We start from the raw sequence: 26,038 nt of genomic DNA, 5'->3' as shown, positions 1-26,038 counted from the left end.
TTGGCTCTGCTGTCCAGGCCAATAAGGCTACAGACTCCGGTCAGTGGCCTGGTGCGCTTCTCCGGAAGCGCTCCACGGCCCTCTTTCCGACGGTGGACCGAGAGGGGTACGAGGATGAGCACGCACACGCACTTCACCGACCGCGACGAGCGGCTGTGGCAGCGGAACGCCGAGGAGGCGGCCGCGCGGCCGCTGCCGGTGGGGACCTGGCTGCGTACGCTGCGCGCCACGCTCAGGACCCACCGGCCCGCCGCCCGGACGACGGAGGACACCGGTCTGCTCCTCCGTGCCCGGCGGGGGAGTCAGGCCACGGGCTGACGCCCGGGTCCGGGCCCCATGTCCGTCGCGTCCGTCGTGCCGGCCGTGCCGTCGCCCGTGCCGCCGGTCGTCGTGTCCGCCGGGGTGTCCGTCGCGCCGCCGGTGGTGGTCCCGGGGCTGTCCGGCGGCGGGTCGGACGGCGAGTCCGACGGCGAGTCGGACGGCGGTTCCGGCGGGGTCTCGCCGGAGGGCGACGAGGTGTCCGTCGGAGGGTTCGACGGGGTCGACGGGGTCGGTGTGGGCGTCGTCGCCGTCGGCGACAGCGTGGACGGGCACGGCGACGGCGTCACGCCGTCACGCGGAGCCGGGGTCTCGTCGCCGGTCACCGTCACGCACGGCGCCGGCGAGGTCGTGCTCGGGGTGACCGAAGGCGAGGTCGACGAGGTCGAAGGCGACGCGGACGTGGTGGTCGGCGTCGGCCGGGGCGGCGGCGGGGTCGGCTTGTCCTGCCGCCCCGTGTCGCCGTGCTTCCGCGCGAACCAGGCGTCGTCCTCGGGGTCGTACACGACGAACACGTTCACCACCGTCACGGACGGGGCCACCACGACGACCTGCGAGGCGTTGTAACCCGGCCACGGGGTGCCGGTCGTACGCGGCTCCTGCTGGGCGACCGGCTCGGTCAGCGGGTTGCCGCAGGCGCACCGCACCCGGGGCACGCCCCGGCCGTCGACGAGGACCGCGGTCCCCGCCTGGAGCACCGCCTGGTACGAGGTGGCGGCGCCGTCCTTGTAGCCGTGGTTCGTCACCCGGGTGTCCACGCGGAGCTGGAGCGGCGTCAGGGAGCGGAGGTAGCCGGGGACGGCGTTCGGCTCCAGGTCGAGCACCCCGGCGAAGGCGGCGTTCTTGGCGGGCTCGGCGGACAGGTGGCGGACCTGCTGCTCGACGTCGCAGCTCGCCGTCGCGCGGGTGCCGCCGTACAGGCCCGGGGTGGAGCCGGAGACCCGTGGTGTCGCCGTCTCCGCCGCGCCGGTCCGCGGCGGCAGCGACGCCGTCCCGGAGGCGTTGTCGGTGCGGGCCGTGGAGGCGGTGAAGGGGTCGGGGCCGGAGGCGGAGGTGTTCTGCAGGAAGACCTCCCCGCTGCCGCCGGTCCCGGCGGTGTCGCCCTTGTCGTCCGACCGGCTGACGAGCACCACGGTGAGCGCGACCGCCGCGACGACGACGGCGGCGAGCGACGCCACCTTCGGTACGGAGCGCCACCAGGGCGCCCCGCCGCCGGGACCCCCTCCGGACCCGCCGCCCTGACCGCCGCCGCCCCCTCCGCCCGAACCGTCCCCGCCCCCTCCGCCCCCGCCTCCGCTCCCGCCGGCGCCGTCGTGCGGTGGCGCGGAAGGGGGACCGGAGACCCCGGGGCGCGTGGCCGCGCCGGACAGCGGACCCGAGGGGGGACCGGTCGGCGGGCCGGTGGGAGGGACTGACGGAGGGCCGGACGGCGGTGGTGAGGACGTCACGTTTTTCCCTTTCTTCCGTTCGGCGTCATTCTGGGCGCCGAACGGAAGGCCCGCACCTCGTCCGTCTCGTGGAGCGCGGTCCGCGAGACCGCCGGGACGGGGGCGGCGCCGTCACCTGATCGATCGGAGGAACGTCCGCGTCCGCTCGTGCTCGGGAGCGTCGAGGAGTTCCGCCGGCGGGCCGGTCTCCAGGACGCGGCCCTCGTCGAACATCAGGATCCGGTCGGAGACGTCCCGGGCGAAGCCCATCTCGTGGGTGACGCAGAGCATCGTGATGTCGGTGCCCGCGGCGACGTCCCGGAGCACGTCCAGGACCTCCGCGACCAGTTCGGGGTCGAGCGCCGAGGTCACCTCGTCGAGGAGGAGCAGGTCCGGCCGCATGGCCAGGGCCCGCGCGATGGCGACGCGCTGCTGCTGGCCGCCGGAGAGCCGCGTGGGGTGGGCGTCCTCCATCCCGTCGAGGCCGACCATGCCGAGGAGTTCCCGGGCGCGGGCGGTGGCCTCGTCGGCGTCGAGGCCCAGGACGTGGCGGGGGGCCTCCGTGACGTTGGCGAGGACGCTCATGTGGGGGAACAGGTTGAACTGCTGGAACACCATGCCGATGCGACGCCGCCGCGGGGCCAGATAGCGCTCGTCCGCCGGGACGAGCGCGCCCTTCGGCCCGGACGGCATGTGCGAGAACGGCTCCCCGTCCAGGTGCACGACGCCGTCCGTGACCCGCTCCAGGGTCATCAGGAGCCGCAGGATGGTGGTCTTGCCGGAACCGCTCGGGCCGATCAAAGTGACGCGCTCGCCCGGTGCGACCGCGAGGTCGAGGCCGTCGAGGACGGTGTGGTCCCCGAACCGTTTCGTCACCCCGGCGAACCGGACCTTCTCCGGTGTCCGCGCCTGCCCGGCGTCGGGGATGGTCTCAGTGGGCAAGGCGGGCCTCCAGTCGGCGGACGAGCAGGGACGTGGGCCAGCTCGCGAGCAGGAAGACGGCGGCGGCCAGGGTGAAGCTCTCCAGATAGGCGAAGTGGGTGGAACCGAAGGTGCTCGCCTCGCGGACCATCTCGTCCACGGTGATCACCGAGAGGAACGGCGTCTCCTTGAACATGGAGATGGCGTAGTTGCCGAGGGACGGCAGCACCTTCCGCACGGCCTGCGGCAGGATCACCGCCCGCCACACCCGCCGCCGGGGCAGGGACAGCGCGGTGCACGCCTCCCACTGCCCCTTCGGCACGGCGTCGATGCCGGCGCGGTACACCTCGGACAGGTACGTGGCGTAGTGCAGGCCGAGCACCAGAACGCCGAGGGTGAGCGCGTTCAGGCCCGGCACCAGCACCCAGGCGGCGAACAGCTGCACCATGACCGGGGTCGAGCGGACGAACGAGGCGGCCGCGCCGACCGGCAGGGCGATCCACCGCACGCCCGAGCGCTGGAGCAGGGCGAGGCCGAGGCCGGCGACCGCCGCGACCGCGAAGCCGAGCACGGTGGCGAGCAGGGTCACGCCGAAGCCGGACAGCACGACGGGCAGCGCTTCACGCGCCGCGTCCATGTCCCACATCAGGCACCCCCTCCCGCCACGCCGAGGCGCGCCTTGGCCCGTCGCTCCAGTGCGTTCATCCCGGCGCCCAGGAGCGCGGCGACGCCGAAGTACAGCAGGAGCAGCAGCAGGTAGGCCGCCGCCGTGCCGCCCGTCGCCGAGCGCAACTGGTCGATCCTGAAGGTGAGATCGGCGACCGTCACCAGGGACAGCAGCGGCGTCGCCTTCAGAAGCTGGATGAGCAGGTTCTTGAACGGCGGGATCATCAGGGCGTACGCCTGCGGCAGCAGGATCCGCCGCAGGCGCAGCCCCGGCCCCATGCCCAGGGCGATCGCGGCCTCCGTCTGGGCGGCGGGCACGGCGGCGAGCGAGCCCCGGACCACCTCCGCGCCGTACGCGCCGTAGTTGAGGCCGAAGGCGAGCACGCCGCAGGCCATCGGCTCCAGCCGGAAGCCGAGCATCGGCAGCGCGAAGAAGAGCCAGAACAGCTGCACGTACAGCGAGGTGCCGCGCAGGAACTCCACGACGAACCGGGCCCCGCCGCGCACCACGACGGCGCGCGAGCGGGAGGCCAGGCCGAGGGCGAAGGCGACGAGCAGCGCGAGGGCCGCGCCGAGCAGGGTGGCCTCCAGGGTCACCAGGAGCCCTTCGCCGATCGACGGGAGCGCCCGGCCCAGCTCGGAGAGGAACATGGCCGTACCGTCCTCCGTCATGCCGCGCACAGACTGGCGGTGCGCAGGGTGCGCGGCGGCACCTCGCGCTCGGTGAAGCCGTACTTCCCGATCAGGCGTACGTACCGGGCCGGGTCGCCGGTGATCCGCGCGAGCTGGTCGTCGAAGGCCTTCCGCAGGGAGTCGGCGCCCTTGCGGAAGACGGCGCCACCGGGGCTGTACTGGCTCACGCCGTCGATCACCGGCACGAACGGGTCCAGCACCTGCACGGCCGCGTCCCCGTTGGTGCGGGCGAGCCAGCGCAGCGAGATGCCGGTGAGGGCGAAGGCGTCGATCCGCCCGGCGAGGAGGGCGTCGAGGCCGTCCTGCTGCTTGCCCACCTGGAGCACGGAGCCGTCCGGGACGCCCGCCTCCTTGGCGTACGAGGCCTCGACGGCGGCCGTCAGGACGCCGACGCGCACCCGCTTCTCCGCGCACGAGGCCAGGTCGCTCAGACCCTTCGGGTTCCCCTTGCGGACCATGAGCGCGGTCGGGGAGACGAACTCCGGCTCGGAGAAGGCGACTTTGTCGCAGCGCTCGGGCGTGATGGCCATGCCGGCGCTCACCACGTCGAACCGCCCGGCGAGCAGTCCGGGGATCAGGGCGCCGAACTCGGTGAGCGTGGGCTTGAGTTCGGGGATGCCGAGGGCGGTGAAGATCTCGCGGTGCAGGGTGGGCGCCTCGCCGGCGAGCTCGTCCCCGTCCTGGAAGCCGTACGGGGCCTCGCCGGCGAAGCCCACCCGGACGTGGCCCTGCTTCCGCAGCTTCTCCAGCAGGTCGGCGTCGCCGGCGGGGGCGCCGGTGCCCACCTCGGTCCGGCTGCACGCGCCGAGGAATCCCGGAGCGGCGATCAGGGTGCCGATGCCCAGCGAGCGGGTCAGGAAGCGGCGGCGGTCCAGTGACAGGGATCGGTTCATGGCGTCCTTTCCTCCTTGCGGGGAGGTCTCGGGCGGAAGGGGTGGTCAGCCGGTCGGGGTGGTCAGCCGATCGGGGTGGTGTCCCGGGAGGCGACGAAGGAGGGGCGGCGGACGGGTGCGGCGAAGGGCAGCTCGGGGGCGTTCTCCACGCTGTTGAAGACGAGGAAGACGTTGCTGCGCGGGAAGGGGGTGATGTTGTCGCCGGAGCCGTGCAGCGCGTTGCAGTCGAACCAGACGGCGGACCCGGCCTCGCCGGTGAAGTGCTCGATGCCGCACGCCTCGGCGAAGGTGGTGAGCGCCTTGTGCGAGGGGGTGCCGGCGTCCTGCATCCGCAGCGACTGCTTGTAGTTGTCCTTCGGGGTCTCGCCGGCGCAGCCGAGGAAGGTGCGGTGCGAGCCCGGCATGATCATGAGGCTGCCGTTGGTGGTGAAGTTCGGGGTCAGCGCGATCGACACCGACACGGCCCGCATCAGGGGCAGTCCGTCCTCGGCGTGCCAGGTCTCGAAGTCGGAGTGCCAGTAGAAGCCGCTGGCGCCGAAGCCGGGCTTGACGTTGATCCGCGACTGGTGGACGTAGACGTCGGAGCCGAGGATCTGCCGGGCGCGGTCGACGAGCCGCGGGTCGGCGGCGAGCTTGGCGAACACCTCGCTGATCCGGTGCACCTCGAAGACGGAGCGGATCTCCTGGGAGCGGGGTTCGACGATCGACCGCTCGTCCTCCCGGATCCGGGGGTCGGTGACGAGCCGGTCGAGCTCCGCCTGGAGTTCGGCGACCTCGTCGGGGGTGACCAGGGCCTTGTCCGCGAAGAAGCCGTTGCGGTCGTACTCCTCCAGCTCGCGCGGCCAGAAGGGACCGGGCGTGCCGGGCTCGGACCAGACGACGGGCTCCTTCCGGAAGACGAGGGCCTCCTCGGCGCCGCGGGTGGGGTACGGGTCGACGGGGCGGGCGGGAGCGGTGGTCATCGTGATGCCGTCCTTTCGCGTGGGTACGGGGGTGTCGGTCGTCGGGGGTCAGGCGGGGTCCGGCTCGGTGAGCAGCGGGTAGACGCCGTTCGCGTCGTGGTCCTCGCGGCCGGTGACCGGCGGGTTGAAGACGCACAGGCAGCGGAAGTCCTCCTTGACCCGGAGGGTGTGCCGCTCGTGGCCGTCGAGGAGGTACATGGTCCCGGGGACGATCGTGTGCGTCGCCCCGGTCTCGTGGTCGGTGAGTTCGGCCTCGCCGGCGGTGCAGACGACGGCCTCGACGTGGTTCGCGTACCACATGGAGGTCTCGGTCCCGGCGTACAGGACGGTCTCGTGGAGGGAGAAGCCGACCCGCTCGCGGGCGAGGACGATGCGCTTGCTCTCCCAGGTGCCCGAGGCGGCCCTGACGTGCCGCTCGGTGTTCTCCAGCTCGTCGAAGCTGCGGACGATCATGTGGTGGCCTTTCTGCGGGGGAGGGTGTCGAGGGGTTCCGGGGAGTGCCTCAGGCGGTGTGGCGGACGGCGCGCGCGAGGATGCCGAGACCCTCGTCCAGCTCGTCGTCGGTGACGGTCAGCGGGGGCAGCAGCTTCACCACCTCGTCGCCGGGGCCGGACGTCTCGACGAGGAGGCCGAGTTCGAAGGCGCGCCGGCAGACGGCCCGGGCCCGCTCCCCGTCCGGGAACTCCAGCCCCCACACCAGTCCGCGCCCCCGCGGCGCGGTCCCGGCGCCGAGCTCGCCCAGGGCGGCCTCGACGGTGGCGGCCCGCCTCAGGGTGCGGTCGCGGAGCGTGTTGTCGCGCCAGTACGTGTCGAGGGCGGCGGTCGCCGTGACGAAGGCGGGGTTGTTGCCGCGGAAGGTGCCGTTGTGCTCGCCGGGCTCCCACACGTCGAGCTCGTCGCGGAACAGGCAGAGCGACATGGGCAGTCCGTAGCCGCTGATGGACTTGGACAGGGTGACGATGTCGGGGGTGATGCCGGCCTCCTCGAAGGAGAAGAACTCGCCGGTGCGGCCGCAGCCCATCTGGATGTCGTCGACGATCAAAAGCATGTCCCGGCGGCGGCACAGGTCGGCGAGGCCGCGCAGCCACTCGGCGCGGGCGGCGTTGATGCCACCCTCGCCCTGGATCGTCTCGACGATCACGGCCGCCGGGTGGTCGAGGCCGGAACCGGTGTCCTCCAGGAGCCGCTCGAACCAGAGGAAGTCCGGCACCTGGCCGCCGAGGTAGTTGTCGAACGGCATCTGCGCCGTGTGGTTCAGCGGCACGCCCGCCCCCGCGCGCTTGCCGGCGTTGCCGGTGAGGGCGAGGGAGCCCAGGGACATGCCGTGGAAGGCGTTGGTGAAGGAGACGACGGTCGTCCGGCCGGTGACCTTGCGCGCCAGCTTCAGGGCGGCCTCGACCGCGTTGGTGCCCGTCGGGCCCGGGAACATCACCTTGTAGGGGAGGCCGCGGGGGGCGAGGACGGTCTCGCGGAAGGTTTCCAGGAAGTCCCGTTTGGCCGTCGTCGACATGTCGAGGCCGTGGGTGATGCCGTCGCTGCCCAGGTAGTCGAGGAGGGGGCGCTTGAGCGCGGGGTTGTTGTGGCCGTAGTTGAGCGAGCCGGCGCCGGCGAAGAAGTCGAGGAAGGGGCGCCCGTGCTCGTCGAACAGGCGGCTGCCCGAGGCGCGTTCGAAGACGGTGGGCCAGGCGCGGCAGTAGCTGCGCACCTCCGACTCGACGGTCTCGAAGACGGTCGGGGCGGTTCCTGCGATGAGCGTCATGCGGACTCCTGTACGTGGGGAGTGGCGTGGAGGACGGGGGACCTGCGGGCGCGGTGGGGCGCCGGGGCGGGTCTCAGAAGGCCAGGGGCGCGATGCGGTGCAGCACCTCGGCCTCGTGACCGGGTGCGGGGAACGCGGCGGACGGGAAGAGGACCGTCCGGCGGACGCGGGCACCGTGCCTGCGCGCGTAGGAGCTGAAAAGGCGCTCGGAGGCCTGGTTGTCCGGGGTGATGGTCGTCTCGACGGCGTCCAGCGGGTGGGCGTGGGCGACCCGCTCCGAGAGGTGGTCGAGGAGGGCCCCGGCGACGCCGAGGCCCCGGTAGGAGGCGTCGACGGCGACCTGCCAGACCAGGAGGGTCCTGGGGGCGTCGGGGCGGAGGTAGCCCGTGACGAAGGCGAAGGGCCGCCCGGCCGCGTCGCGTGCGACGGCGGAGGTGTCGGCGAAGTCGCGGCACCACAGGAGGTAGCTGTAGGACGAGTTGACGTCCAGTTCGCCGGACTCCTGCGCGAGCCGCCAGAGTTGGGCGCCGTCGCCGACCCGCGGCCGTCCGATGGTCCATCCCCGGGCAGAGACCGGCGCTTCGTCCCGGACGTGTTCCGGTGTTGTGTGAGCTGTGGTCATGGGCGCCGAAGTTACCCAGAGCAGCCAAGAACTTCTTGGTCCTGAGGGGTTACGTGTGAGCTGCTTCCATGGTATGGCGAACTGGCGACGTCTCAGTGTTTGGACGATCCTCCGAGGGATTGCGGGGGTGTGTAGCGGCAGAAATGCGGACAAAACTTCTGTTTATAACGACGACGTAACGACTTCACCTCTCGCCAGAGCGTGATCAGAGCGTTACCAGAAAGCTGATCCGAAGCCCGTTTGCCGACGCCGGAAGCGGTTAGGTGTCCCTCGTACCACGTCATCCTCACGGAGGGTCACCGATGTCGTGGGCGTCGTCGCCCGACGGACCGCATCCGCAGGCGGAGCCGCCCGCGCCGGACTAGCGTGGGCAGGGTGAGCAGTCGGCTCCCGAGCACCCCGCCCCCCGCCACCGGCCCCGGCGCACCCGGCACTTCCGGCGGCGCCCCCGCCCGGGCGGGGCTCCGCATCGTCGTCCAGGCCCTCGCCGCGGTCGTCGCCGGCTACGTCGCCATGGGCGTCACCGCCGGCCTCGGCCTCTGGGCCGCCGGAGCGGCTGACCTCCCCGGAGGCTTCGCCGCCGTCCTCGCCGCCGTCGTGGTGATGGCCGCCGGCGGGCAGGTCGAGGTCGCCGGCTCGGCCGGCTCCTTCGCCGGCACCCAGGGCGAGATCACGGCGATGCCCCTCACCGTCACCCTGGTCGGCGCCCTCGTCACGGGGGCGGTCTTCCTCCTCCCGCTCCGCCACCACGCCGCGGCCAGATCCGGAGAACTCGCCGCGCGGGCCACGGCCGTCGTCGTGCTCTGGCTCGCCGGGCTCGCCGCACTCTGCGCCGTCGCCCGCCACGACTTCCCCCTCACCCTCGGCGTCGGCGATCCGCAGGAACCCCTCGCCGACCTCTTCGGCGAACTCCTCGACGCGGCCGAGCCCACCGTCGGTTTCCGTACCGTCGTCGGAGCCACCCTCGGCTACGGCCTCCTGTGGATCCTCGGCGTCCTCCTGGTCGCCCTCCTCGTCTCCCGCCGCAGCGCACTCCCCGCGCGCGTGCTCCGCCACCAGGAGGCCGTGCGCCCCGCCGCCTCCGCAATGCTCCTGCTGCTCCTCGCCTACGTGGCCGTCGGACTCGTCATCGGCCTCGTCGTCGCCGCCACCAAGGGGCACGCCGCCGAGACCCTCGCCGTCGTCCTCCTCGGCCTGCCCAACGTCAGCTGGCTCGCCCTCGGCGTCGGCATCGGAGGCTCCTGGGAAGGCAGGGCCGACGGCCCCTTCGGCCTCCCCATGCCGCAGATCCTGGACGCCGTCCTGCGCGGCGGCGGCGAGACCGACCTCTCCACGGTGGACCTGTCCTCGCTCGCCGCCCAGGACGCGCGCGCGTGGTGGCTGCTGCCCGTCGCGGCCGTCCTCGTCCTCGCCGCCGCCTTCATCGGCGCCGTACGCTCCCCGGCCCGGGTACGGCCCTGGCGGCACGCCCTGCACGTCGGCGTCGCCTTCGCCCTGACGATGCTCGCCGTCACCCCCCTCACCCTCGTCGAGGCGCGCTTCGGCCTCTCGATCCTCGGCATCGGCGACCTCTCGGCCCTCGGCGGCGAGGTCGTCCTCCGCCCCCAGGTGTGGCGCACGGCCGGCCTCGCCCTCCTCTGGGGCCTCGTCGCCGGCTTCCTGGGCGGCCTCCTCGCCACGCGGGTCCGCCACCCCGGACAGGTGTCTCCGGGGACGGACGACCGCCCGCCCTCCAAGAGCTGACGCCCACCCTCTTGGGGCCCGACCTCCTTGGCGCCCGACCTCCTGGACGCCCGACCTCCGGGGCGCCCGACCTCCTGACCGACCGCGTCGGCCGCTGCCGGTGGGTGGTCCGCGCGTCGGGCTAGAGGTCCGTGCCGAGCCGCCGGAACACCGGTCGGGCCCACCCCGGGGGCTCCGGCGGCGGGCCCGGGGCGCGGCGACCCGTACCGGTCGCCACCGCACCGCCCGGCACGCGCGCGAGGGCCGCCCGCAGCTCGGCGACGAACTCCAGGCACGTCCCGTACCGCTCCTCCGGCGTCTTCGCCAGCGCCCGCGCGAACACCGCGTCCGCCTCCTCGGGCAGCCCCGGCCGGTGCTCGGCCAGCGGCGGCGGAGGGTCGTACTGCTGCGCCCACAGCACCGCCCAGTCGGTGTCCCGGCGGAACGGCGGCGCCCCGCACAGCGTCTCGAAGACCACGCACGCCAGGCCGTACACGTCGCAGCGGCCGTCCACCGGCTTCCCCGAGATCTGCTCGGGTGCCACGTAGTCCAGCGTGCCCACGAACTCGCCCACCGTCGTGAACCCGGTCAGCGACAACGACTTCTTCGTCAGTCCGAAGTCCGTGAGGTACACGTGCTCCGGATGCTCCCGGTCGGTGCCCTCCGCGACCAGGATGTTCCCGGGCTTCACGTCCCGGTGCACCAGGTCGTGCGCGTGCGCCGCGTCGAGCGCCGACGCCACCTGCGCCGCGACACGGCCCGCCGTGGCGGGCGGCAGCGGCCCCTCGCGGGCCAGCAGCGCCACCAGATCCTGGCCCGCCACGTACCGCATCGCGATGTACAGGACCCCCTCCGCCTCGCCCGCCTCGAAGATCGGCACGATGTGCGGGTGGTCGATCGACGCCGCCACCCGCGACTCGTGCGCGAACCGCTTCCGGAAGGTGTCGTTGCGGGCCAGCTCCGGCGCCAGCAGCTTCAGCGCCACCGTCCGGTCCAGCCGCAGGTCCCGGGCCCGGTACACGACAGCCATCCCGCCGCGCCCGATCTCGGCCTCCACCCGGTAGCCGGCGATCTCCTTGCCGGCCAGCCCGGACGGCCGCCCCGCCGGGAGTCCGGTGTCCCCGGTCCCGCCCGCGCCCGCCATCAGGACTCGTCCTCCGCCTCGGGCGGCCGACTCACGACCTGCGTGGGCGGCGGCCCGGCGACCGCCGCCGGATCGATGAGCGGCACCACCTGCGTCGGCTCGTACGCGACCGGCGCCGGGCGCGCCCCGGGCTCGGCGCCAGGAGCGGGCGCGGGTTCGCTGTCAGGCGCCGGCTCGATCGGGGACGCCGGCTCCGCTCCGGTGCCGGGAGCGGGCTCGGCCCCCGCTTCCGCCCCCGCCTCGGCACCGGACCCCGATCCCGCTCCCGCGTTGGTCTTCGCCTCGGCATCGGCATCGGCCTCGGCCTCGGCATCGGCCTCGGCCTCGGCATCGGCCTCGGCCTCGGCATCGGCCTCGGCCTCGGCTTCGGCCTCGGCATCGGCCTCCGCGTTCGCCTTCGCGTTCGCCTTCGTCCCGGCTCTCGGTACGGGCTCCGCCGGTGCGGTGCGCGGTGGCGCCGCACTCGCCGATCCGTCCGTACCGGCCCCCCGGGACGGCCCCGACGCGGCGGCGTACGTCGTCAGGCCCACGCCGTCGCAGTACACCCACCGCTCGTGCTCCGCGTCGTAGAGCCACACCGACTCGCCGTCGACGACCATCCCCACCCGCAGCCCGCGCGTACGCCGCCGGAAGGTCTCGCCGTCGACCCGGCCGGCCGCCAGCTCCTCCGCCGCTCGCCGGTACCGGCCCAGGGCGTCCTCGGCGCGAGTGATGAGGGGCCGGGGGTCGGCCGTGCGGGTCAGCGCCGAACCCGCCGCCGGAGGGTCGTCCGGGACCGTGACGAGGAGCCGCGCGTCGACCCACGCCTCCCAGCCGTTGGAACACAGCACCCGTCCCCAGTCCCCGGTCCGTTCGACGAGCCGCACCGGGAGGAAAGCGTCCAGCGGGACCGTGGGGCGGCCGGGATCGGGCGCCTGCCAGGTGGACAGACCGCCGCGCGGCACGACGTGGGTGGGCCGGAAGTCGGAGGCGTGGACGGAATCGGATCCAATATCCGCTGCGCCTCGCACATTGGATCCAAAATACTGTCCTTCGGATCCAGCATCCTGTGCCCTGGATCCGATGTCCGATACGGGGTCGGGAACGCTCACGGCCCCACCTCCTGATCGCGGTCAGCGGCGCATGACGACGGGTTCGTGACGACGCAGCAGCCGGGCCACGGCGAACCCGAGCGCCAGACAGAGCACGACCAGCATGCCCATGTCGAAGAGCCAGGCCCCCGCCGTGTGCTCCATGAGCGGATCGGCCGTCTTCTCGCTCGGCGCCACCGCTCCGATGTCGATCGTCGCCCCCATCGCCGCGAACGCCCACCGCGAGGGCACCAGCCAGGCCAGCTGCTCCAGGACCGGGGTGCCGCTCACGTTCAGCAGCGCCCCGCAGAACACCACCTGGACGATGGCGAGGAGGACGAGCAGCGGCATCGTCACCTCCTCCTTGCGGACCAGCGCCGACACGAGCAGGCCGAGCATCATCGCGGTGAAGGCGAGGAGGGCGACGGCGAGGGTGATCTCGACGAGCGGGGGCATCAGCACGCCCTTGCCGTCGGGCACGTTCAGCGGGACGCCGATCAGGGCGACCAGGGTCAGCACCACGGCCTGCACGACGGTGATCGTGCCGAGGACGACGACCTTGGAGGCCAGATAGGCGGACCGGGACAGGCCGACGGCTCTCTCCCTGCGGTAGATGGACCGCTCCTTGACCAGTTCGCGGACCGCGTTGGCCGCGCCGGTCAGGACGCCGCCGACGCAGAGGATCAGCAGCACGTTCAGCGTGGACTCGGGGTTGAGGCTGCCCTCGGAGAGGGCGCGCGCCATGGCGCCCATGACGAACGGCAGGGCGACCATGATGGCGAGGAAGGTGCGGTCGGCGGCGAGCGCGGCGGCGTAGCGCCGCACCAGGGTGCGCAGCTGCCCGCCCCAGCTCTGCGGCTTCGGAGGCGGCGCGTGCGCGGGCGCGCCGGCGGGCGGGACGGACGCGGGGCCGCCGAGGGCGTCCCCGGCGCCCCTGTCGCCGGGCACGGGCGCGTACGGCCGGACCGTCGCGTCCTCGATGTACCGCCGGTGGAAGCGCGAGTCCCGGTACTGACCCGCCCAGTCCCGGTCCCGTTCGTTCTCGAACGCCTCGAAGGCCTCCGGCCACTGGGAGAAGCCGAAGAAAGGCAGGGTGTCGTCGGGCGGCCCGTAGTAGGCGACCCGGCCGCCGGGGGCGAGCACCAGGAGGCGGTCGCAGACGTCCAGACTGAGCACGCTGTGGGTGACCACGACGACCGTGCGGCCGTCGTCGGCGAGCCCGCGCAGCATGTGCATCACCGAGCGGTCCATGCCCGGGTCGAGGCCGGAGGTCGGCTCGTCGAGGAAGAGCAGGGACGGCTTCGTGAGCAGTTCCAGGGCGACGCTGACGCGTTTGCGCTGCCCGCCGGAGAGGCTGTGGATCGGCTGGTCGGCGCGTTCGGAGAGGCCCAGTTCGCCGATCACCTCCGCCACGCGCGCGTGGCGCTCGGCGGGCGCGGTGTCACCGGGGAAGCGCAGCTCGGCGGCGTAGGCGAGGGCGCGCCGGACGGTCAGCTGGAGGTGCAGGATGTCGTCCTGGGGCACGAGTCCGATGCGCTGCCGCAGCTCGGCGTAGTCCCGGTAGAGGTCGCGGCCGTCGTAGAGGACGGTGCCCCGGTTCGCGGGCCGCTGCCCGGTGAGCGCTCCGAGCAGGGTGGACTTGCCGGCCCCGGACGGGCCGACGACCGCGAGCAGCGACTTCTCGCCGACCGGGAAGGACACGCCGTCGAGGAGGGTCTTGCGGCCGCGGTCGACGGTGACGGCCAGTTCCTGCACGTCGAGCGATATCTCGCCGGTGTCGGTGAACTCGACGAGCTGCCCGCCCGCCAGGCAGAACGCGCTGCGGCCGATGCCGACGATGTCGTCCGCCGTGACCCGTACCGGCTCGTCCACGGGACGTCCGTTGAGGTAGGTGCCGTTGTGGCTGCCGAGGTCGTGGATCCAGTAGGTGCCGTCGGGCCGGGCGAGGAGTTCCGCGTGGTGCCGGGAGACCACCAGGTCGGCGACGACGACGTCGTTGTCCGGCGCCCGCCCGATCCGCACGGTGTGCTCGGGCAGCGGCCGCACCGCCGTGGGCCGCCGGAACGTCCCGGTCGCCCCGGGGCGCGACACCCCCGCGGGTCGGGGCACGTCCGCACCACCACCGCCGTGCTCCTGTTCCCGGTGTACGGGCTCCGCGGACGGAGGCGCCGGGGACGAGGAGGGTGGGGGCGAGGGGTGAGGTTCGGGCGCGGGACCGACCGCGGGCCCGGGGGTGGGGGCGGGGCGTCCGGGCGCGGGACGTGCGGGGGCGGGAGCTTCGGGCGCGGCGGTCGCGGGCTCGGACGGCTCGGGCGGGGGCGGGGGAGCCCCGGGCGCCGAGGGGCCGGAGACCGGGACCGGGGACGCGGGGGCGGGAGATCCGGGCGCCGGGGGAGCGGTGCCCGGGACGGTCGTGAGGACCGCGCGTGGCCCGTCCAGCGGGTGCCCGAAGCGGACCTCCGTACCCGGGCCGACGACCCGGGGGATCAGGACCCGCACGCCGTCGGCGTAGGTGCCGTTGGTGCTGTCCTCGTCGGCGAGCGTCCACTGGCCGCCGGCGGCGCGGAGCACCGCGTGGTGCCAGGACGCCCGGGCGTCCGAGAGCACGATGTCGCTGGTGGGGTCACGCCCGACGCGGTAGACGCGGCCCGGGTCCATGCGCGTGGAGATCCCGTCGACGAGCAGGACCAGGCCGGGTGCGGCGGGCGCGATCGGCCGCTCTCCCATGCGTGAATCCTATCCGCCGGTGCCTCCGCCCGCCCGGCGCCGGGGCCTGGGGCGGGGTCCGGGGCGCGGGTAGGCTGGGCGCCGGGCGCCGCGGGGAGCGGCGTCGGACGGACGGGAGGACGCGGAGTGCCGAAGGGCGTCACGAGACGGCGGCCGCGGACGCGGGCGGCGCTCCTGAAGGCCGCGCTGGAGGCCTTCGCCGAGCACGGGTTCCACGCGACCACGATCGAGCAGATCTGTGCGCGCGCCGGCTTCACGCGGGGCGCGTACTACTCCAACTTCGCCGGCAAGGAAGAGCTCTTCCTCGCGCTCTTCGACGAGCACAGCGAGCGGACCGTACGGCGGCTCGCCGCGTCCATCGACGCGCTCACCGCCGAGGAGTACACCCTGACGCGGCTCGCGGAGCTGGCCGCGACCATCGAACCGGACGAGCGCGACTGGTACCTGGTCACCACCGAGTTCACGCTGCACGCCATCCGCGACCCGCAGGCGGCCTGGGTGCTCGCCCGCCACGACGAGCGGCTGCGGGCGGAGATCGCCCGCGGACTCACGCTCGTCCTGCGCCGGGCGGGCCGGGAGCTGACCGTGGACGCCGACCGGTTCGCCCGGCTGCTGATCGCCCTGCGCGAGGGCGGTCTCGCGCAGAGCTATGTGGAGCCGGAGGCGCTGCCGCCGGGGGATCTGGAGCGCCAGTTCCTGCCCGCGCTCCTGGAGGTCTCGACCCGCCCGGCGGACGTGCCTCAGTCGAACAGGTCGGGGTCGGACGCCTCGATCTGATCCCACAGCGGCCGCGCCTGGAACCAGCCGGCCAGGTGGCCGCCGATCTGCCCCCGGGTGAGCAGCGCCGTCTCCCGGTCGATCAGCTGCGGGGTCCCGGCGGCCATGGCGAGGAGCTGCGCCTGGCAGGACCGCTCCATGGTGACGAACCACCACACCGCCTCCGCGACGGAGTGGCCCACCGTCAGCAGCCCGTGGTTCTGCAGGATCACCGCCTTGTACGCGCCGAGGGCCTCGGCGACGCGCTCGCCCTCCTCGGTCTCGTTGACCACGCCCCGGTAGTCGTCGTAGACGCCGTGGTCCTCGAAGAACGCGCAGGCGTCCTGGGTGATCGGGTCCAGGGGGATGCCCAGGCTGGAGAACGCCTTCCCGTGCAGCGAGTGCGAGTGCGCCGCCGCGACCGCGTCGGGCCGGGCCGCGTGCACGCGCGAGTGGATCACGAAAGCGGCCCTGTTGACCGGCCGGCGCCCCTCCAGGACCCGTCCTTCCCGGTCGACGAGGATGAGGTCGGACGCCTTGATCTGGCTGAAGCTCATGCCGAACGGATTGACCCAGAACGCGTCCGGATCCCCGGGGTCGCGCACCGTGATGTGCCCGGCGACCCCCTCCGAGAACCCGAACCGCCCGAAGATCCTGAACCCGGCGGCCAACTGCTCCTTCCGGTACCGCCGCTCCTCCTCCACGCTCCCGAACGAGGGCGGCAGCGGCATGTCCACCCCTTCGGGCAGAGGCCCGACGACGGCGGCGAGGGCGGGCGGCACGGTACTCACGGCGACTCCCGGGGGTGCGGAGGAAGGAAGAGGTGCGCGGCGAGCCGAAAAGATACAGTCGCGTATCCGATCCATCAATGCATCACGCGCGTCCAGGGGCCGTCGGACGGGCGGCGCGCCGAAGCGGGCAAGGTGGCGCCAGACCCGTGCCCGGCGTCTTGCGGCATGGGGTTCTCCCTGGTTACGGTCTCGGCGAAGGAGCGCGGAAAGCGCTTTCTGCGCGCCTCGCCCACCGTCCTCGTCACCCCTCGCCCCCGCCGCCCGCCCCCGCCCAGGAGGCCCCGCTTGCCCGCCCCCGACGTCCTCGTCTACACCCGCACCGCCGGGTACCGGCACGCGTCCATCCCCGACGCCGCCGACGCCCTCGCCGGTCTCGCCGCCCGGCGGGGGCTCGCGGCCGAGGCCACCGAGGACCCCGCCGCCTTCACCGCCGCCGGCCTCGCCGGCCGCGCCCTCGTCGTCCTGGCCTCCACCACCGGCACCGTCCTCACCCCCGAGGGGCGTACCGCGCTGGAGGCGTACCTCAGGGGCGGCGGAGCCCTGCTCGCCGTCCACGCCGCCGCCAACGCCGAACCCGACTGGCCCTTCTACGGCGACCTCCTCGGCACCCGCTTCGCCGGCCACCCCCCGTTCCAGCCCGGCGCCGTCCTCGTCGAGGACGCCCGGCACCCCGCCGCCGCGCCGCTGCCGCCCCGCTGGGAGTGGACGGACGAGTGGTACGAGTACACCTCCCACCCCCGCACCCCGGACGCCCACGTCCTGCTGTGCGCCGACGAGACCGCGTACGAGGGCGGCACGCTCGGCGACGACCACCCGATCGCCTGGTGCCGGACCGTCGACCGGGGCCGCTTCCTCTTCACCGCGCTCGGCCACGCGCCGGAGGCGTACCGCGACCCGTACTTCCTCGCCCACCTCGACGGGGCCCTGGCCTGGCTCCTCGGCTGACGCACGCGCGCGTGCTTCACCCCACCGCACCCGCCCCCCTTGCGCCGAGGCGCCGGAAGCGGGAGGTTTCCGGTGGGGGCCGACGCAGGAGGAGAAGGCCATGGCCATCGCCACCGTGAACCCCGCCACCGGCGAGACGCTCCGCGTCTACGACGCGCACCCGCCGGACGAGGTGGAGCGGCGGATCGCCGCCGCCCACGACGCGTTCCGCCACTGGCGCACCACGCCCTTCGCCGAGCGGGCCCGCCTGCTCCGGGCCGCCGCCACCCTCCTCGACGAGGACACCGAGGACATCGCCCGCACCATGACCCTGGAGATGGGCAAGCCCCTCACCGCCTCCAGGGCCGAGGCGGGCAAGTGCGCCAAGACCATGCGCTGGTACGCCCGGCACGCCGAGGAACTCCTCGCCGACGAGCACCCGGCCGAGAGCGACGTCCAGGACTCCGGGGCCGACCGGGCCCGCGTCCACTACCGGCCGCTCGGCCCGGTCCTCGCCGTCATGCCGTGGAACTTCCCGCTCTGGCAGGTGATCCGCTTCGCCGCGCCGGCCCTCATGGCCGGCAACACCGGCCTCCTCAAGCACGCGTCCAACGTGCCCAGGACCGCGCTCTACCTCGGCGACCTCTTCCGCCGCGCCGGCTACCCCGACGGCTGCTTCCAGACCCTCCTCATCGGCTCCGGCGAGGTCGAGGCGGTCCTCCGCGACCCCCGGGTGGCCGCCGCCACCCTCACCGGCAGCGAGCCGGCCGGCCGGGCCGTCGCCGCCGTCGCCGGCGACGTCGTCAAGAAGACCGTGCTGGAGCTGGGCGGCAGCGACCCGTTCATCGTGATGCCCTCCGCCGACATCGTCCGCGCGGTCAAGACCGCCGTCACCGCGCGCGTGCAGAACAACGGCCAGTCCTGCATCGCCGCCAAGCGGTTCATCGTCCACGAGGACGTCTACGAGGACTTCACCGAGCGCTTCACCGCCGCCATGAACGCCCTGACCGTCGGCGACCCGCTCCACGAGTCCACCGACGTCGGACCGCTCGCCACCGAGAAGGGCCGCGCCGACCTGGAGGAGCTCGTCGACGACGCCGTACGCCACGGCGCCACCGCGCTCTGCGGCGGCCACCGTCCCGAGGAGCCGGAGCTCGCCCGCGGCTGGTACTACCGCCCCACCGTCCTCACCGGCATCACCCCCGCCATGCGGATCCACCAGGAGGAGACCTTCGGACCCGTCGCCACCGTCCACCCGGTCCGGGACGCGGAGGAGGCGGTGGTGATCGCCAACGACTCGCCGTTCGGGCTGAGTTCCAACGTGTGGACCCGCCGGGACGAGGACGTCGACCTCTTCGTCCGGGACCTCCAGGCCGGCGGCGTCTTCGTCAACGGCATGACCGCCTCCCACCCGGCGCTCCCCTTCGGCGGCGTCAAGCGCTCCGGCTACGGCCGCGAGCTGTCCGGCCACGGCATCAAGGAGTTCTGCAACGTGACGACGGTCTGGCAGCGCGCCTGACCCCCGCCCCGCGGGCCGCCCGAGCTCCCGCGCCCCACCGGGAGCCCGGGAGGCCCGGCAGTCCACGCGCCCGGTCGTCCTCGCGCCTCGCGGCCGACGTCCGTCTCCACGAGGTGCGCCCCGGCGTCCACGCGCCCCTGACCTCAGGCCCGCGTCCAGCCCGACAACCGGTGTACCTCAGGCCCGCGTCCAGCCCGACAACCGGTGTACCTCAGGCCCGCGTCCAGGCCCTCAACCGGTCCGCCTCCCACGTGTTGATCACCCGCTCCGCCGGTACGCCGCATTCCTCGGCCCGGGCACAGCCGAGGATCTGCCAGGCCAGCTGCCCCGGCGCGTGCGCGTCCGTGTCGATCGCCAGGTAGGCGCCCGCCTCCACCGCGAGCCGCAGCAGCCGACGGGGCGGGTCGAGACGTTCCGGGCGGCTGTTGATCTCCACCGCCGTCCCCGCCTCCGCGCACGCCGCGAAGACCCGCTCCGCGTCGAAGTCGGACTCGGGCCGCAGCCGTCCGCCGGCGACCAGCCGGCCCGTGCAGTGCCCGAGCACGTCCATCAGCGGGTCGCGCACCGCGCGCTCCATCCGGCGGGTCATCGCCCGCGCGTCCATCCGCAGCTTGGAGTGGACCGACCCCACCACCAGGTCGAGCCGGTCGAGGAGTTCGGGCTCCTGGTCGAGGGAGCCGTCGTCGAGGATGTCGCACTCGATGCCGGTGAGGAGCCGGAAGGGCGCCCACCGCTCGTTCAGCTCCGCCACCACGTCCAACTGTTGCCGCAGCCGCTCCGGCGACAGTCCGCGCGCCACCGTCAGCCGGGGCGAATGGTCCGTCAGCACCGCCCACTCGTGGCCGAGTTCGATCGCCGCCCGCCCCATGGCCTCGATCGACGCGCCGCCGTCCGACCAGTCCGAGTGGAGATGGCAGTCGCCGCGCAGGGCCGCCCGCAGCTCCCGCCCGCCTGCCGGCTCCGTCGGTTCCACCTCCAGCGAGTCCTCCAACTCCCGCTCCAGGTCGTCCAGATACTCCGGCACCCGGCCGTCCAAGGCCTCCCGCACCACCGCGGCCGTCTTCGGCCCCACCCCCTTCAGCGCCTCCAGCGTGCCCGCCGCGGCCCTCCGCTCCGCCTCGCCCTCCGGCAGCGCCTCCACCGCCGCCGCGGCCGTGCGGAAGGCCCGCGCCCGGTACGCCGGAGCGCCACCGCGCTCCAGCAGGAACGCGATCCGGTTCAACGCCGCCACAGGGTCCATGACCGGCCCTCCTCAGCCACCGGGGCCCGCGACCCCCGCGCCCACCGGCGCCGGGCCGATCTCGCACCACACCGCCTTGCCCTCGCCGCGCGGCTCCACGCCCCAGCGCGAGGCCAGCGCGTCCAGCAGGAGCAGCCCGCGGCCCGAGGTCGCCGCCTCGCCCGGGGTGCGCCGGCGGGGCCAGGCGCTCGACCTGTCCTGGACCGAGAGCCGTACCCGCCGCACCGGCTCCGGCAGGACCTCCAGGGTGAGCACCGCGCCGCCCTCGGTGTGCAGCAGCACGTTCACCAGCAGCTCACCGGTCAACAGCTCGGCGTCGTCGGCGAGTTCGGACATCCCCCAGTCGCGCAGCGCCTGCCCCACGGCCGCCCGGGCGTCGGAGAGGCCCTGCGGATCGGCCTGGTGGATGTACTGGTGGATGCGCGGCGCCCGCTGCGTACCGGGGTCCGGGCTCCGGCGCAGCACCAGCAGGGCCACGTCGTCGCCCGAGCCCCACCGCTCCCACAGCGTCTCCGACAGGTGGTCGGCCAGCGCCTCCGCCTGCGGCGGCCCGCTGCTCACCGCCTCCGACAGGGCCGCGAGTCCCGCCGCGATGTCGGTGCCCGGCTGTTCCACGAGACCGTCCGTGCACAGCACCAGCGTCTCGCCCGGCACCAGGTCGAGCCGGGTCTCCGGGAACTCCTCCTCGCCGAAGACCGTGGCCAGCCCGAGCGGCAGACCGCCGCGCAGCTTCGGCTGCCCGACCCGTCCGTCGGTGTGCCGGATCAGCGGACCCAGGTGCCCGGCCCGGACCGCCCGGACCGTGCCGCTCGACAGGTCCACCTGCGCGTAGGTGCAGGTCGCGAAGCGGTTGGTGTCCAGCTCCGCGAGGAAGCGGGAGGCCCGCGCCAGCACCGTGGACGGGGCGTGGCCCTCACCGGCGTACGCCCGCAGCGCGATCCGCAGCTGGCCCATGATGGCCGCCGCGTGGGTGTCGTGCCCCTGGACGTCGCCGACGACGATCCCGACCCGGCCGCGCGGCAGGGCGATCACGTCGTACCAGTCGCCGCCGACCTGCCGACCGCTCCAGGCCGCGTGGTAGCGGACCGCGATCTCCCCGCCGGTGATCTCCGGGATCCGGCGCGGCAGCATGGTCTCCTGGAGCCCGGTGGCGAGCTCCCGCTCCTCGTCGAAGAGGATCGCGCGCTGGAGCGACTGGGCCACGATCGCCGCGAGGCCGAGGGCCAGGTTCCGCTCGTCGGCCGTGAAGGCGGTCCGGCCCCGGTAGAACAGCGCCATCCCGCCCAGCGAGCGGGCCTGCGCGATCAGCGGCAGATAGCAGGCGGCCCGGAACCGCAGGCGGTCCAGGTACGGCGCCAGCTCCGGGAAGTCCCGCCCCAGCGAGGCGAACGAGGAGACGAACCGCGGCCGGCCGCTCAGCACCGCCTCCGCCAGGGGCAGCCCCCGGTCGAGCCGACGCATCCGCAGCCCGTCGAGCACGTCGAGGGAGTCCCCGCTGAGCGCGATCACGTTGAGCGAGCCGTTCTCGACGAGCCCGAGCGCGAGCCCGTCCGCGCCCAGCCGGGCCAGCCCGCCCGGCCCGGTCAGCGCGGCCGTGACGTCGTCCACGGTCACCGCCCGCGACAGCGCGTGCGTGGTGCGCTCGACGATGCTCGTCTGCATCTCTCGACGCTTCTCCAACTGCTGCACGAAGGCCGCGTGCGAGACCTCGGCGGTCGTGTCCCGCACCGCCCCCACGATCCGGTGCGCCCGCCCGTCCCCGTCCCGCAGGATCCGCGCCAGCACGTGCGTCCAATGGGGTGTGCCGTCGTCCTGCGGGATCGGGAAGTGGGTGCTGTACGAGGTGTCGCCGCCGGTCACCGCGGCCCGTACCACCCGGTCCAGGCGCATCCGCTCCGCCGGTTCGAGCCGCTCCACCAGCGTCGTCGGCCGGCCGTCGAAGCCGTCGGGGGACACGCCGAAGACCAGCAGCCCGGACAGGTCGACATCGATGGTGCCCGTGTCGAGGTCCCAGTCGAAGCTGCCGGTCCGGTTCATGGCGAGCCACTCGGCGGGCCCGATCCCGCCACGGTGCGCGCGCGCATCGTCATCGGTCATCCCCCCCATTGTCGAACCCGCACCCCGCCGACGCCATGCCTGCGACACGGCGTGGCGCGGCCTTCCCGCCGTGCGGCGCGGGCGGGGGCGGTCGCCCGGATGCGGGGCGGGGGAGCGGACACGAGAATGGCGAGTGCCGGGACCCACTCGCAGAGCATGGAGGAGACGGCATGAACGCTGAGTCCGACGAGATGTCCCGGGGGGACGTACCGACGCCCGACCGGCTGCTGCACTCCGGGTCGGAGGGCGAGTTCACGGCGGAGGACGTGGTGCTCGCCTCCGGCCGCGACGTGACGCCGGAGACCCTGGCCTGGGCCGAGCGCCGGATGGCGGAGAAGGGCCGCGCCTCCCTCGACGAACTCCTTCCGTAGCCGGACGGACCACACGGTCCGGCACTCCGGCACCCCGTACGAGCCCGTACGAGCGGGAGCCCGGGAGCGGCGCGGCAGGCGGCGCCGTCCCGGGCCTTCCACATTTGTGAAACACGTTCTACCGTGACGGCCGTCGTGCCGAGGGACGACGACGCCGCCACGGGAGGCCCGGATGCACCTGCAGTACACGCCGGAACAGAACCGCCTGCGCTCCGAGCTGCGGGCCTACTTCGCCGAACTCGTCCCCGAGGACGTCCACAGCCGGTACGGGGACCCGGCCGCCCAGAAGCGCTTCTACCGCGAGACGATCCGCCGCCTCGGCGCCGACGGCCGGCTCGGCGTCGGCTGGCCCGCCGAGTACGGCGGGGGCGGGCTCACGCCGATGGAGCAGTTCATCTTCTTCGACGAGGCCGCCCAGGCGGGCGTACCGCTGCCGCTCATGGCGCTGAACACCGTCGGCCCGACGATCATGCAGTTCGGCACCGACGAGCAGAAGGCGTACTTCCTGCCCCGCATCCTGTCCGGCGAGATCGACTTCGCCATCGGCTACAGCGAACCCGACGCCGGCACCGACCTCGCCGCCCTGAAGACCCGCGCGGTGCGCGACGGGGACACGTACGTCGTCAACGGGCAGAAGATCTGGACGACCAACGGCGACACCGCCGACTGGGTCTGGCTCGCGGTCCGCACCGACCCCGACGCGCCCCCGCACAAGGGCATCACCATGCTCCTGGTGCCGACCGGCGACCCCGGCTACTCGTGCACGCTGATCAACACCCTCGCCTCGCACGACACCACGGCCAGCTACTACGACGACGTCCGCGTCCCCGTCTCGCGCCGCGTCGGCGAGGAGAACAAGGGCTGGCGCCTCATCACCAACCAGCTCAACCACGAGCGCGTCACCCTCGCCGCCCACGGCACCATGGCGATCCGCGCCCTCCACGACGTCCGCCGCTGGGCCGCCGACACCCGGCTCTCCGACGGCCGCCGGGTCATCGACCTGCCCTGGATACGCCGCAGCCTGGCCCGCACCCACACCCGGCTCGACGCGATGAAGCTCCTCAACTGGCAGATGGTGAACGCCGTCCACCACGGCACCCTCACCCCCCAGGACGCCTCCGCCGTCAAGGTCTACGGCTCCGAGGCCCGCCGCGACGCCTACGCCGCCCTCATGGAGGTCGTCGGCGCCGCCGGCGCCCTCAAGGAAGGCTCCCCCGGCGCCGTCCTCCACGGCGAACTCGAACGCGGCTACCGCTCCGCCGTCATCTTCACCTTCGGCGGCGGCAACAACGAGATCCAGCGCGAGATCATCTCCTGGATCGGCCTGGGCATGCCCCGCGTCCGCCGCTGAGGGCACCGCGCGGACGGGGTCAGCGGTACTCGCAGAGGTACGCCGTCTCCACCGCGACCCGCAGCTGGAACGAGCTGTCGCCGGGGACCTCGAAGCGCTCACCGGCGGCGAAGGTGTGCCAGTCGTCGGAGCCCGGCAGCAGGACCGTCAGGGCGCCGCTGACCACGTGCATCGTCTCGGGGGCGGCGGTGCCGAACTCGTACGTGCCCGGGGCCATGACGCCGATGGTCGCCCGGCCTTCCTCCTGGGCGAAGGCGATCGACTTGACGGTGCCGTCGAAGTACTCGTTGACCGTGAACATGCGCATCCTCGCGGGGGATCGGAACGAAAGGGGGCCGGCCGCTCGGGTACCGGCGGCGGGCGGTGGTCACCCTAGCCGCGCCGACGGGGCGGCGGACGGCCCTCTCACTGGGCGGACTCCCCACCCACGGCAGGGTCGGCCGGAGCCTGCCACCAGGGTCGGCCTCAAGCCGCGACCAGGGTCGGCCTGAGCCTGCGACCAGGGTCGGTCCGAGCCTGAGACTGAGCCCGCGACCAGGATCGGTCGGTGCCCGCGACCAGGGTCGGCCAGAGCCTGCCACCAGGGTCGGCCGGTGCCCGCCCCCAGGGTCGGCCTGAGGCCGTCACCAGGGTCAGCCGGAGCTCTCCGTCAGGGTCAGCTGGAGGAGGAGCGTGTCCACCCAGCGCCCGTGCTTGTGTCCCACGGAGGCCAGCCGCCCGGCCTCGGCGAAACCGAGCCGCCGGTGGAGGGCGACGGATGCGGCGGCCGCGTCGGAGTCCGCGACGACGGCGATCACCTGCCGGACGCCCGCCCGGGAGCACCCGGCCACGAGGGCCACCATGAGCGCCGCGCCCAGACCCCGGCCCGTGTGCTCCGGGTCGAGGTAGACGGAGTTCTCCACGGAGTGGCGGTAGGCCGGTTTGGGGCGCCAGGGAGAGGCGTACGCGTACCCGGCGACCCGGCCCGCCCGCTCCGCCACGAGGAAGGGCAGACCGCGCGCCGCCAGGTCGTCCAGCCGGGACCGCCAGAAGGAGAGCGGCGGCGGCGTCTCGTCGAAGGTGACCACGGTGTGGTCCACGCAGTGGGCGTAGATCGCGGCGACCGCGCCGAGGTCGGCCTCGGTGGCGGGCCGGATCAGCGGGGCGGCGGTGTCCTGGGAGGTCATTCCGCAGAGCGTAGGCGCGCGGGGGCCGACCGCGGCGGGTCGGGTCCGGCGGACCCGACAGGTGGGGCGGGGTGTCGCGGAGACCGGGTGGGGAGGCCCGCACGGGGCGGGGCCGCGGACCCGGGCGCGGGCCCCGGACCGGCCCCCGGCGGGGCCCGTGCCCCGGGTCGCGCCAGCGGTCGTGCCGTGCGGCCTCCCGTGCGAAGCTCGACGCATGAATCCCGCGCATACGACCGGGGCCCACGGCGCCGCCGTGTACTACGGGGACCCCGACGCCCCGCACGTCCTCCGGGTCTTCCTGGAGCTGCGCGACCCGGGCAGTCGCCGGATGGCCGAAGGCCTGCTCAGCACCTTCCGCGCCGGCGCGGACGAGGGGCGTTTCGTGGTCCGGTTCCACTTCGCGGCCTCCCTCGACGACACCCTCGGCGGCAGCGGCTCGCGGCGCGCGGTGGCCGCGCTGGGCGCCGCCAGCGACGCCGGACAGGGCCCCTTCGCCGCGTACCTCGCCGCGCTCTACGCGGCGCAGCCGTTCCCGCCCGGCGCGGACGACCGGTTCGCCGACCCGGCCGCGCTGCTCGACATCGCGGGAGGCGTGCCGGGGCTGCGTTCCCCCGACTTCGACCGGAAGGTCACCGAGGGCACGTACCTGTCGTGGGCCGGCCAGGTCGTCGCGAACTTCGCCGCGTTCGGCATCCTCGGCACGCCCGCCGTCCGCTACGACGAGGAGGACCTCGCCGTCGGCGGCCCCGACGACACCCCGGTCATCGCCCCGGCCGACTTCCTGCGCCGCATCGCCGCCTGAGCGGGCGCCGACCTGAGCGGGCACGGACCTGAGGGGACGCCGACAGGGCCCCGATCCGGAGACCGGCACCGGCCCGATCCGGGGACCGGCACACCGG

At 74.0% G+C, this 26,038-nt stretch carries 25 protein-coding genes; 8 read left to right on the top strand and 17 right to left on the bottom strand.

Going from position 1 to position 26,038, the window contains the following annotated elements:
* Positions 1–114: 114 nt before the first annotated feature.
* Positions 115–318 (top strand): hypothetical protein, encoded by a 204-nt coding sequence (locus ACF1BN_RS29660; RefSeq protein WP_392334672.1) that lies wholly within the window; start codon positions 115–117, stop codon positions 316–318.
* Here ACF1BN_RS29660 and ACF1BN_RS29655 read toward each other — a convergent pair.
* The 9 genes from ACF1BN_RS29655 to ectA all read right to left on the bottom strand — a co-directional run bounded on the left by ACF1BN_RS29655 (position 303) and on the right by ectA (position 8,261).
* On the bottom strand, positions 303–1,766 hold the full coding sequence (locus tag ACF1BN_RS29655) for a DUF6777 domain-containing protein (RefSeq protein ID WP_392334671.1): 1,464 nt from the start codon (positions 1,764–1,766) through the stop codon (positions 303–305). The genes ACF1BN_RS29660 and ACF1BN_RS29655 overlap by 16 nt on opposite strands.
* 111 nt (positions 1,767–1,877) lie before the next feature.
* Entirely contained in the window at positions 1,878–2,687 is an 810-nt protein-coding gene (gene ehuA / locus ACF1BN_RS29650; protein WP_392334670.1) for an ectoine/hydroxyectoine ABC transporter ATP-binding protein EhuA, read from the bottom strand.
* Positions 2,677–3,312 (bottom strand): ectoine/hydroxyectoine ABC transporter permease subunit EhuD, encoded by a 636-nt coding sequence (gene ehuD, locus ACF1BN_RS29645; RefSeq protein ID WP_392334669.1) that lies wholly within the window; start codon positions 3,310–3,312, stop codon positions 2,677–2,679. Before ehuD ends, ehuA begins: the two co-directional genes overlap by 11 nt.
* Positions 3,312–4,004, bottom strand: coding sequence for an ectoine/hydroxyectoine ABC transporter permease subunit EhuC (ehuC, locus tag ACF1BN_RS29640; protein WP_392334668.1), 693 nt, complete (start codon positions 4,002–4,004; stop codon positions 3,312–3,314). Before ehuC ends, ehuD begins: the two co-directional genes overlap by 1 nt.
* On the bottom strand, positions 4,001–4,918 hold the full coding sequence (gene ehuB, locus ACF1BN_RS29635) for an ectoine/hydroxyectoine ABC transporter substrate-binding protein EhuB (protein ID WP_392334667.1): 918 nt from the start codon (positions 4,916–4,918) through the stop codon (positions 4,001–4,003). The genes ehuC and ehuB overlap by 4 nt, the downstream gene beginning before the upstream one ends.
* 62 nt (positions 4,919–4,980) lie before the next feature.
* Positions 4,981–5,880, bottom strand: a complete 900-nt coding sequence (gene thpD, locus ACF1BN_RS29630; RefSeq protein ID WP_392334666.1) for an ectoine hydroxylase — start codon at positions 5,878–5,880, stop codon at positions 4,981–4,983.
* Between the two features lie 48 nt (positions 5,881–5,928).
* The gene (locus tag ACF1BN_RS29625; protein ID WP_392334665.1) at positions 5,929–6,333 is read right to left on the bottom strand and encodes an ectoine synthase; all 405 of its coding nucleotides are present in this window, start codon (positions 6,331–6,333) and stop codon (positions 5,929–5,931) included.
* A 49-nt stretch (positions 6,334–6,382) separates the two neighbouring features.
* Entirely contained in the window at positions 6,383–7,639 is a 1,257-nt protein-coding gene (gene ectB / locus ACF1BN_RS29620; protein ID WP_392334664.1) for a diaminobutyrate--2-oxoglutarate transaminase, read from the bottom strand.
* 73 nt (positions 7,640–7,712) lie between these two features.
* Positions 7,713–8,261, bottom strand: a complete 549-nt coding sequence (gene ectA, locus ACF1BN_RS29615; RefSeq protein ID WP_392334663.1) for a diaminobutyrate acetyltransferase — start codon at positions 8,259–8,261, stop codon at positions 7,713–7,715.
* A gap of 366 nt (positions 8,262–8,627) precedes the next feature.
* Here ectA and ACF1BN_RS29610 point away from each other — a divergent pair, with 366 nt between their 5' ends.
* The gene (locus ACF1BN_RS29610; protein WP_392334662.1) at positions 8,628–10,004 is read left to right on the top strand and encodes a streptophobe family protein; all 1,377 of its coding nucleotides are present in this window, start codon (positions 8,628–8,630) and stop codon (positions 10,002–10,004) included.
* A 121-nt stretch (positions 10,005–10,125) separates the two neighbouring features.
* Here ACF1BN_RS29610 and ACF1BN_RS29605 read toward each other — a convergent pair whose 3' ends face one another.
* The 3 genes from ACF1BN_RS29605 to ACF1BN_RS29595 are packed head-to-tail and all read right to left on the bottom strand — an operon-like array spanning position 10,126 to position 14,924.
* Positions 10,126–11,127: a serine/threonine-protein kinase gene (locus tag ACF1BN_RS29605; RefSeq protein WP_392334661.1), complete on the bottom strand. Its 1,002-nt coding sequence runs from the start codon at positions 11,125–11,127 to the stop codon at positions 10,126–10,128.
* A complete protein-coding gene (locus ACF1BN_RS29600; protein ID WP_392334660.1) occupies positions 11,127–12,218 on the bottom strand; it encodes a hypothetical protein in 1,092 nt (363 codons plus the stop codon). The genes ACF1BN_RS29605 and ACF1BN_RS29600 overlap by 1 nt, the downstream gene beginning before the upstream one ends.
* A 21-nt stretch (positions 12,219–12,239) precedes the next feature.
* Positions 12,240–14,924, bottom strand: a complete 2,685-nt coding sequence (locus ACF1BN_RS29595; RefSeq protein ID WP_392334659.1) for an FHA domain-containing protein — start codon at positions 14,922–14,924, stop codon at positions 12,240–12,242.
* A gap of 126 nt (positions 14,925–15,050) precedes the next feature.
* On the opposite strand from ACF1BN_RS29595, the gene ACF1BN_RS29590 reads away from it, so the two are divergent.
* A complete protein-coding gene (locus ACF1BN_RS29590) occupies positions 15,051–15,701 on the top strand; it encodes a TetR/AcrR family transcriptional regulator (RefSeq protein ID WP_392334658.1) in 651 nt (216 codons plus the stop codon).
* Here ACF1BN_RS29590 and ACF1BN_RS29585 read toward each other — a convergent pair.
* Entirely contained in the window at positions 15,665–16,471 is an 807-nt protein-coding gene (locus ACF1BN_RS29585) for a class II aldolase/adducin family protein (RefSeq protein WP_392334657.1), read from the bottom strand. The genes ACF1BN_RS29590 and ACF1BN_RS29585 overlap by 37 nt on opposite strands.
* Positions 16,472–16,756: 285 nt before the next feature.
* On the opposite strand from ACF1BN_RS29585, the gene ACF1BN_RS29580 reads away from it, so the two are divergent.
* A complete protein-coding gene (locus tag ACF1BN_RS29580; RefSeq protein WP_392334656.1) occupies positions 16,757–17,416 on the top strand; it encodes a ThuA domain-containing protein in 660 nt (219 codons plus the stop codon).
* A gap of 100 nt (positions 17,417–17,516) precedes the next feature.
* Positions 17,517–18,914 carry an NADP-dependent succinic semialdehyde dehydrogenase gene (locus ACF1BN_RS29575; RefSeq protein ID WP_392334655.1) on the top strand — a complete coding sequence of 466 codons (1,398 nt, stop codon included), beginning with the start codon at positions 17,517–17,519 and terminating at the stop codon, positions 18,912–18,914.
* A gap of 211 nt (positions 18,915–19,125) precedes the next feature.
* Here ACF1BN_RS29575 and ACF1BN_RS29570 read toward each other — a convergent pair whose 3' ends face one another.
* Both ACF1BN_RS29570 and ACF1BN_RS29565 read right to left on the bottom strand, forming a co-directional pair.
* The gene (locus ACF1BN_RS29570) at positions 19,126–20,154 is read right to left on the bottom strand and encodes a PHP domain-containing protein (RefSeq protein WP_392334654.1); all 1,029 of its coding nucleotides are present in this window, start codon (positions 20,152–20,154) and stop codon (positions 19,126–19,128) included.
* Positions 20,155–20,166: 12 nt separating this feature from the next.
* A complete protein-coding gene (locus tag ACF1BN_RS29565; RefSeq protein ID WP_392334653.1) occupies positions 20,167–22,251 on the bottom strand; it encodes a SpoIIE family protein phosphatase in 2,085 nt (694 codons plus the stop codon).
* A 170-nt stretch (positions 22,252–22,421) separates the two neighbouring features.
* Here ACF1BN_RS29565 and ACF1BN_RS29560 point away from each other — a divergent pair, with 170 nt between their 5' ends.
* Both ACF1BN_RS29560 and ACF1BN_RS29555 read left to right on the top strand, forming a co-directional pair.
* Positions 22,422–22,622, top strand: a complete 201-nt coding sequence (locus ACF1BN_RS29560; protein ID WP_376595518.1) for a hypothetical protein — start codon at positions 22,422–22,424, stop codon at positions 22,620–22,622.
* A gap of 172 nt (positions 22,623–22,794) precedes the next feature.
* The gene (locus ACF1BN_RS29555; RefSeq protein WP_392334652.1) at positions 22,795–23,973 is read left to right on the top strand and encodes an acyl-CoA dehydrogenase family protein; all 1,179 of its coding nucleotides are present in this window, start codon (positions 22,795–22,797) and stop codon (positions 23,971–23,973) included.
* Between the two features lie 19 nt (positions 23,974–23,992).
* On the opposite strand, the gene ACF1BN_RS29550 is transcribed toward ACF1BN_RS29555, so the two are convergent.
* Positions 23,993–24,274 carry a pyrimidine/purine nucleoside phosphorylase gene (locus ACF1BN_RS29550; protein WP_392334651.1) on the bottom strand — a complete coding sequence of 94 codons (282 nt, stop codon included), beginning with the start codon at positions 24,272–24,274 and terminating at the stop codon, positions 23,993–23,995.
* Positions 24,275–24,605: 331 nt separating this feature from the next.
* Complete coding sequence (locus tag ACF1BN_RS29545) at positions 24,606–25,139, bottom strand: GNAT family N-acetyltransferase (protein WP_392334650.1); 534 nt, start codon at positions 25,137–25,139, stop codon at positions 24,606–24,608.
* 214 nt (positions 25,140–25,353) lie between these two features.
* Between ACF1BN_RS29545 and ACF1BN_RS29540 the strand changes: the two genes are divergently transcribed.
* The gene (locus ACF1BN_RS29540; RefSeq protein WP_392334649.1) at positions 25,354–25,941 is read left to right on the top strand and encodes a thioredoxin domain-containing protein; all 588 of its coding nucleotides are present in this window, start codon (positions 25,354–25,356) and stop codon (positions 25,939–25,941) included.
* Positions 25,942–26,038 lie beyond the last annotated feature (97 nt).

The sequence above is a fragment of the Streptomyces sp. NPDC014861 genome (assembly GCF_043081625.1).
Taxonomy (GTDB): Bacteria; Actinomycetota; Actinomycetes; order Streptomycetales; family Streptomycetaceae; genus Streptomyces.
Note: the sequence above shows the minus strand (reverse complement) of the source record. Positions and strands in the feature narration are given on the sequence as shown.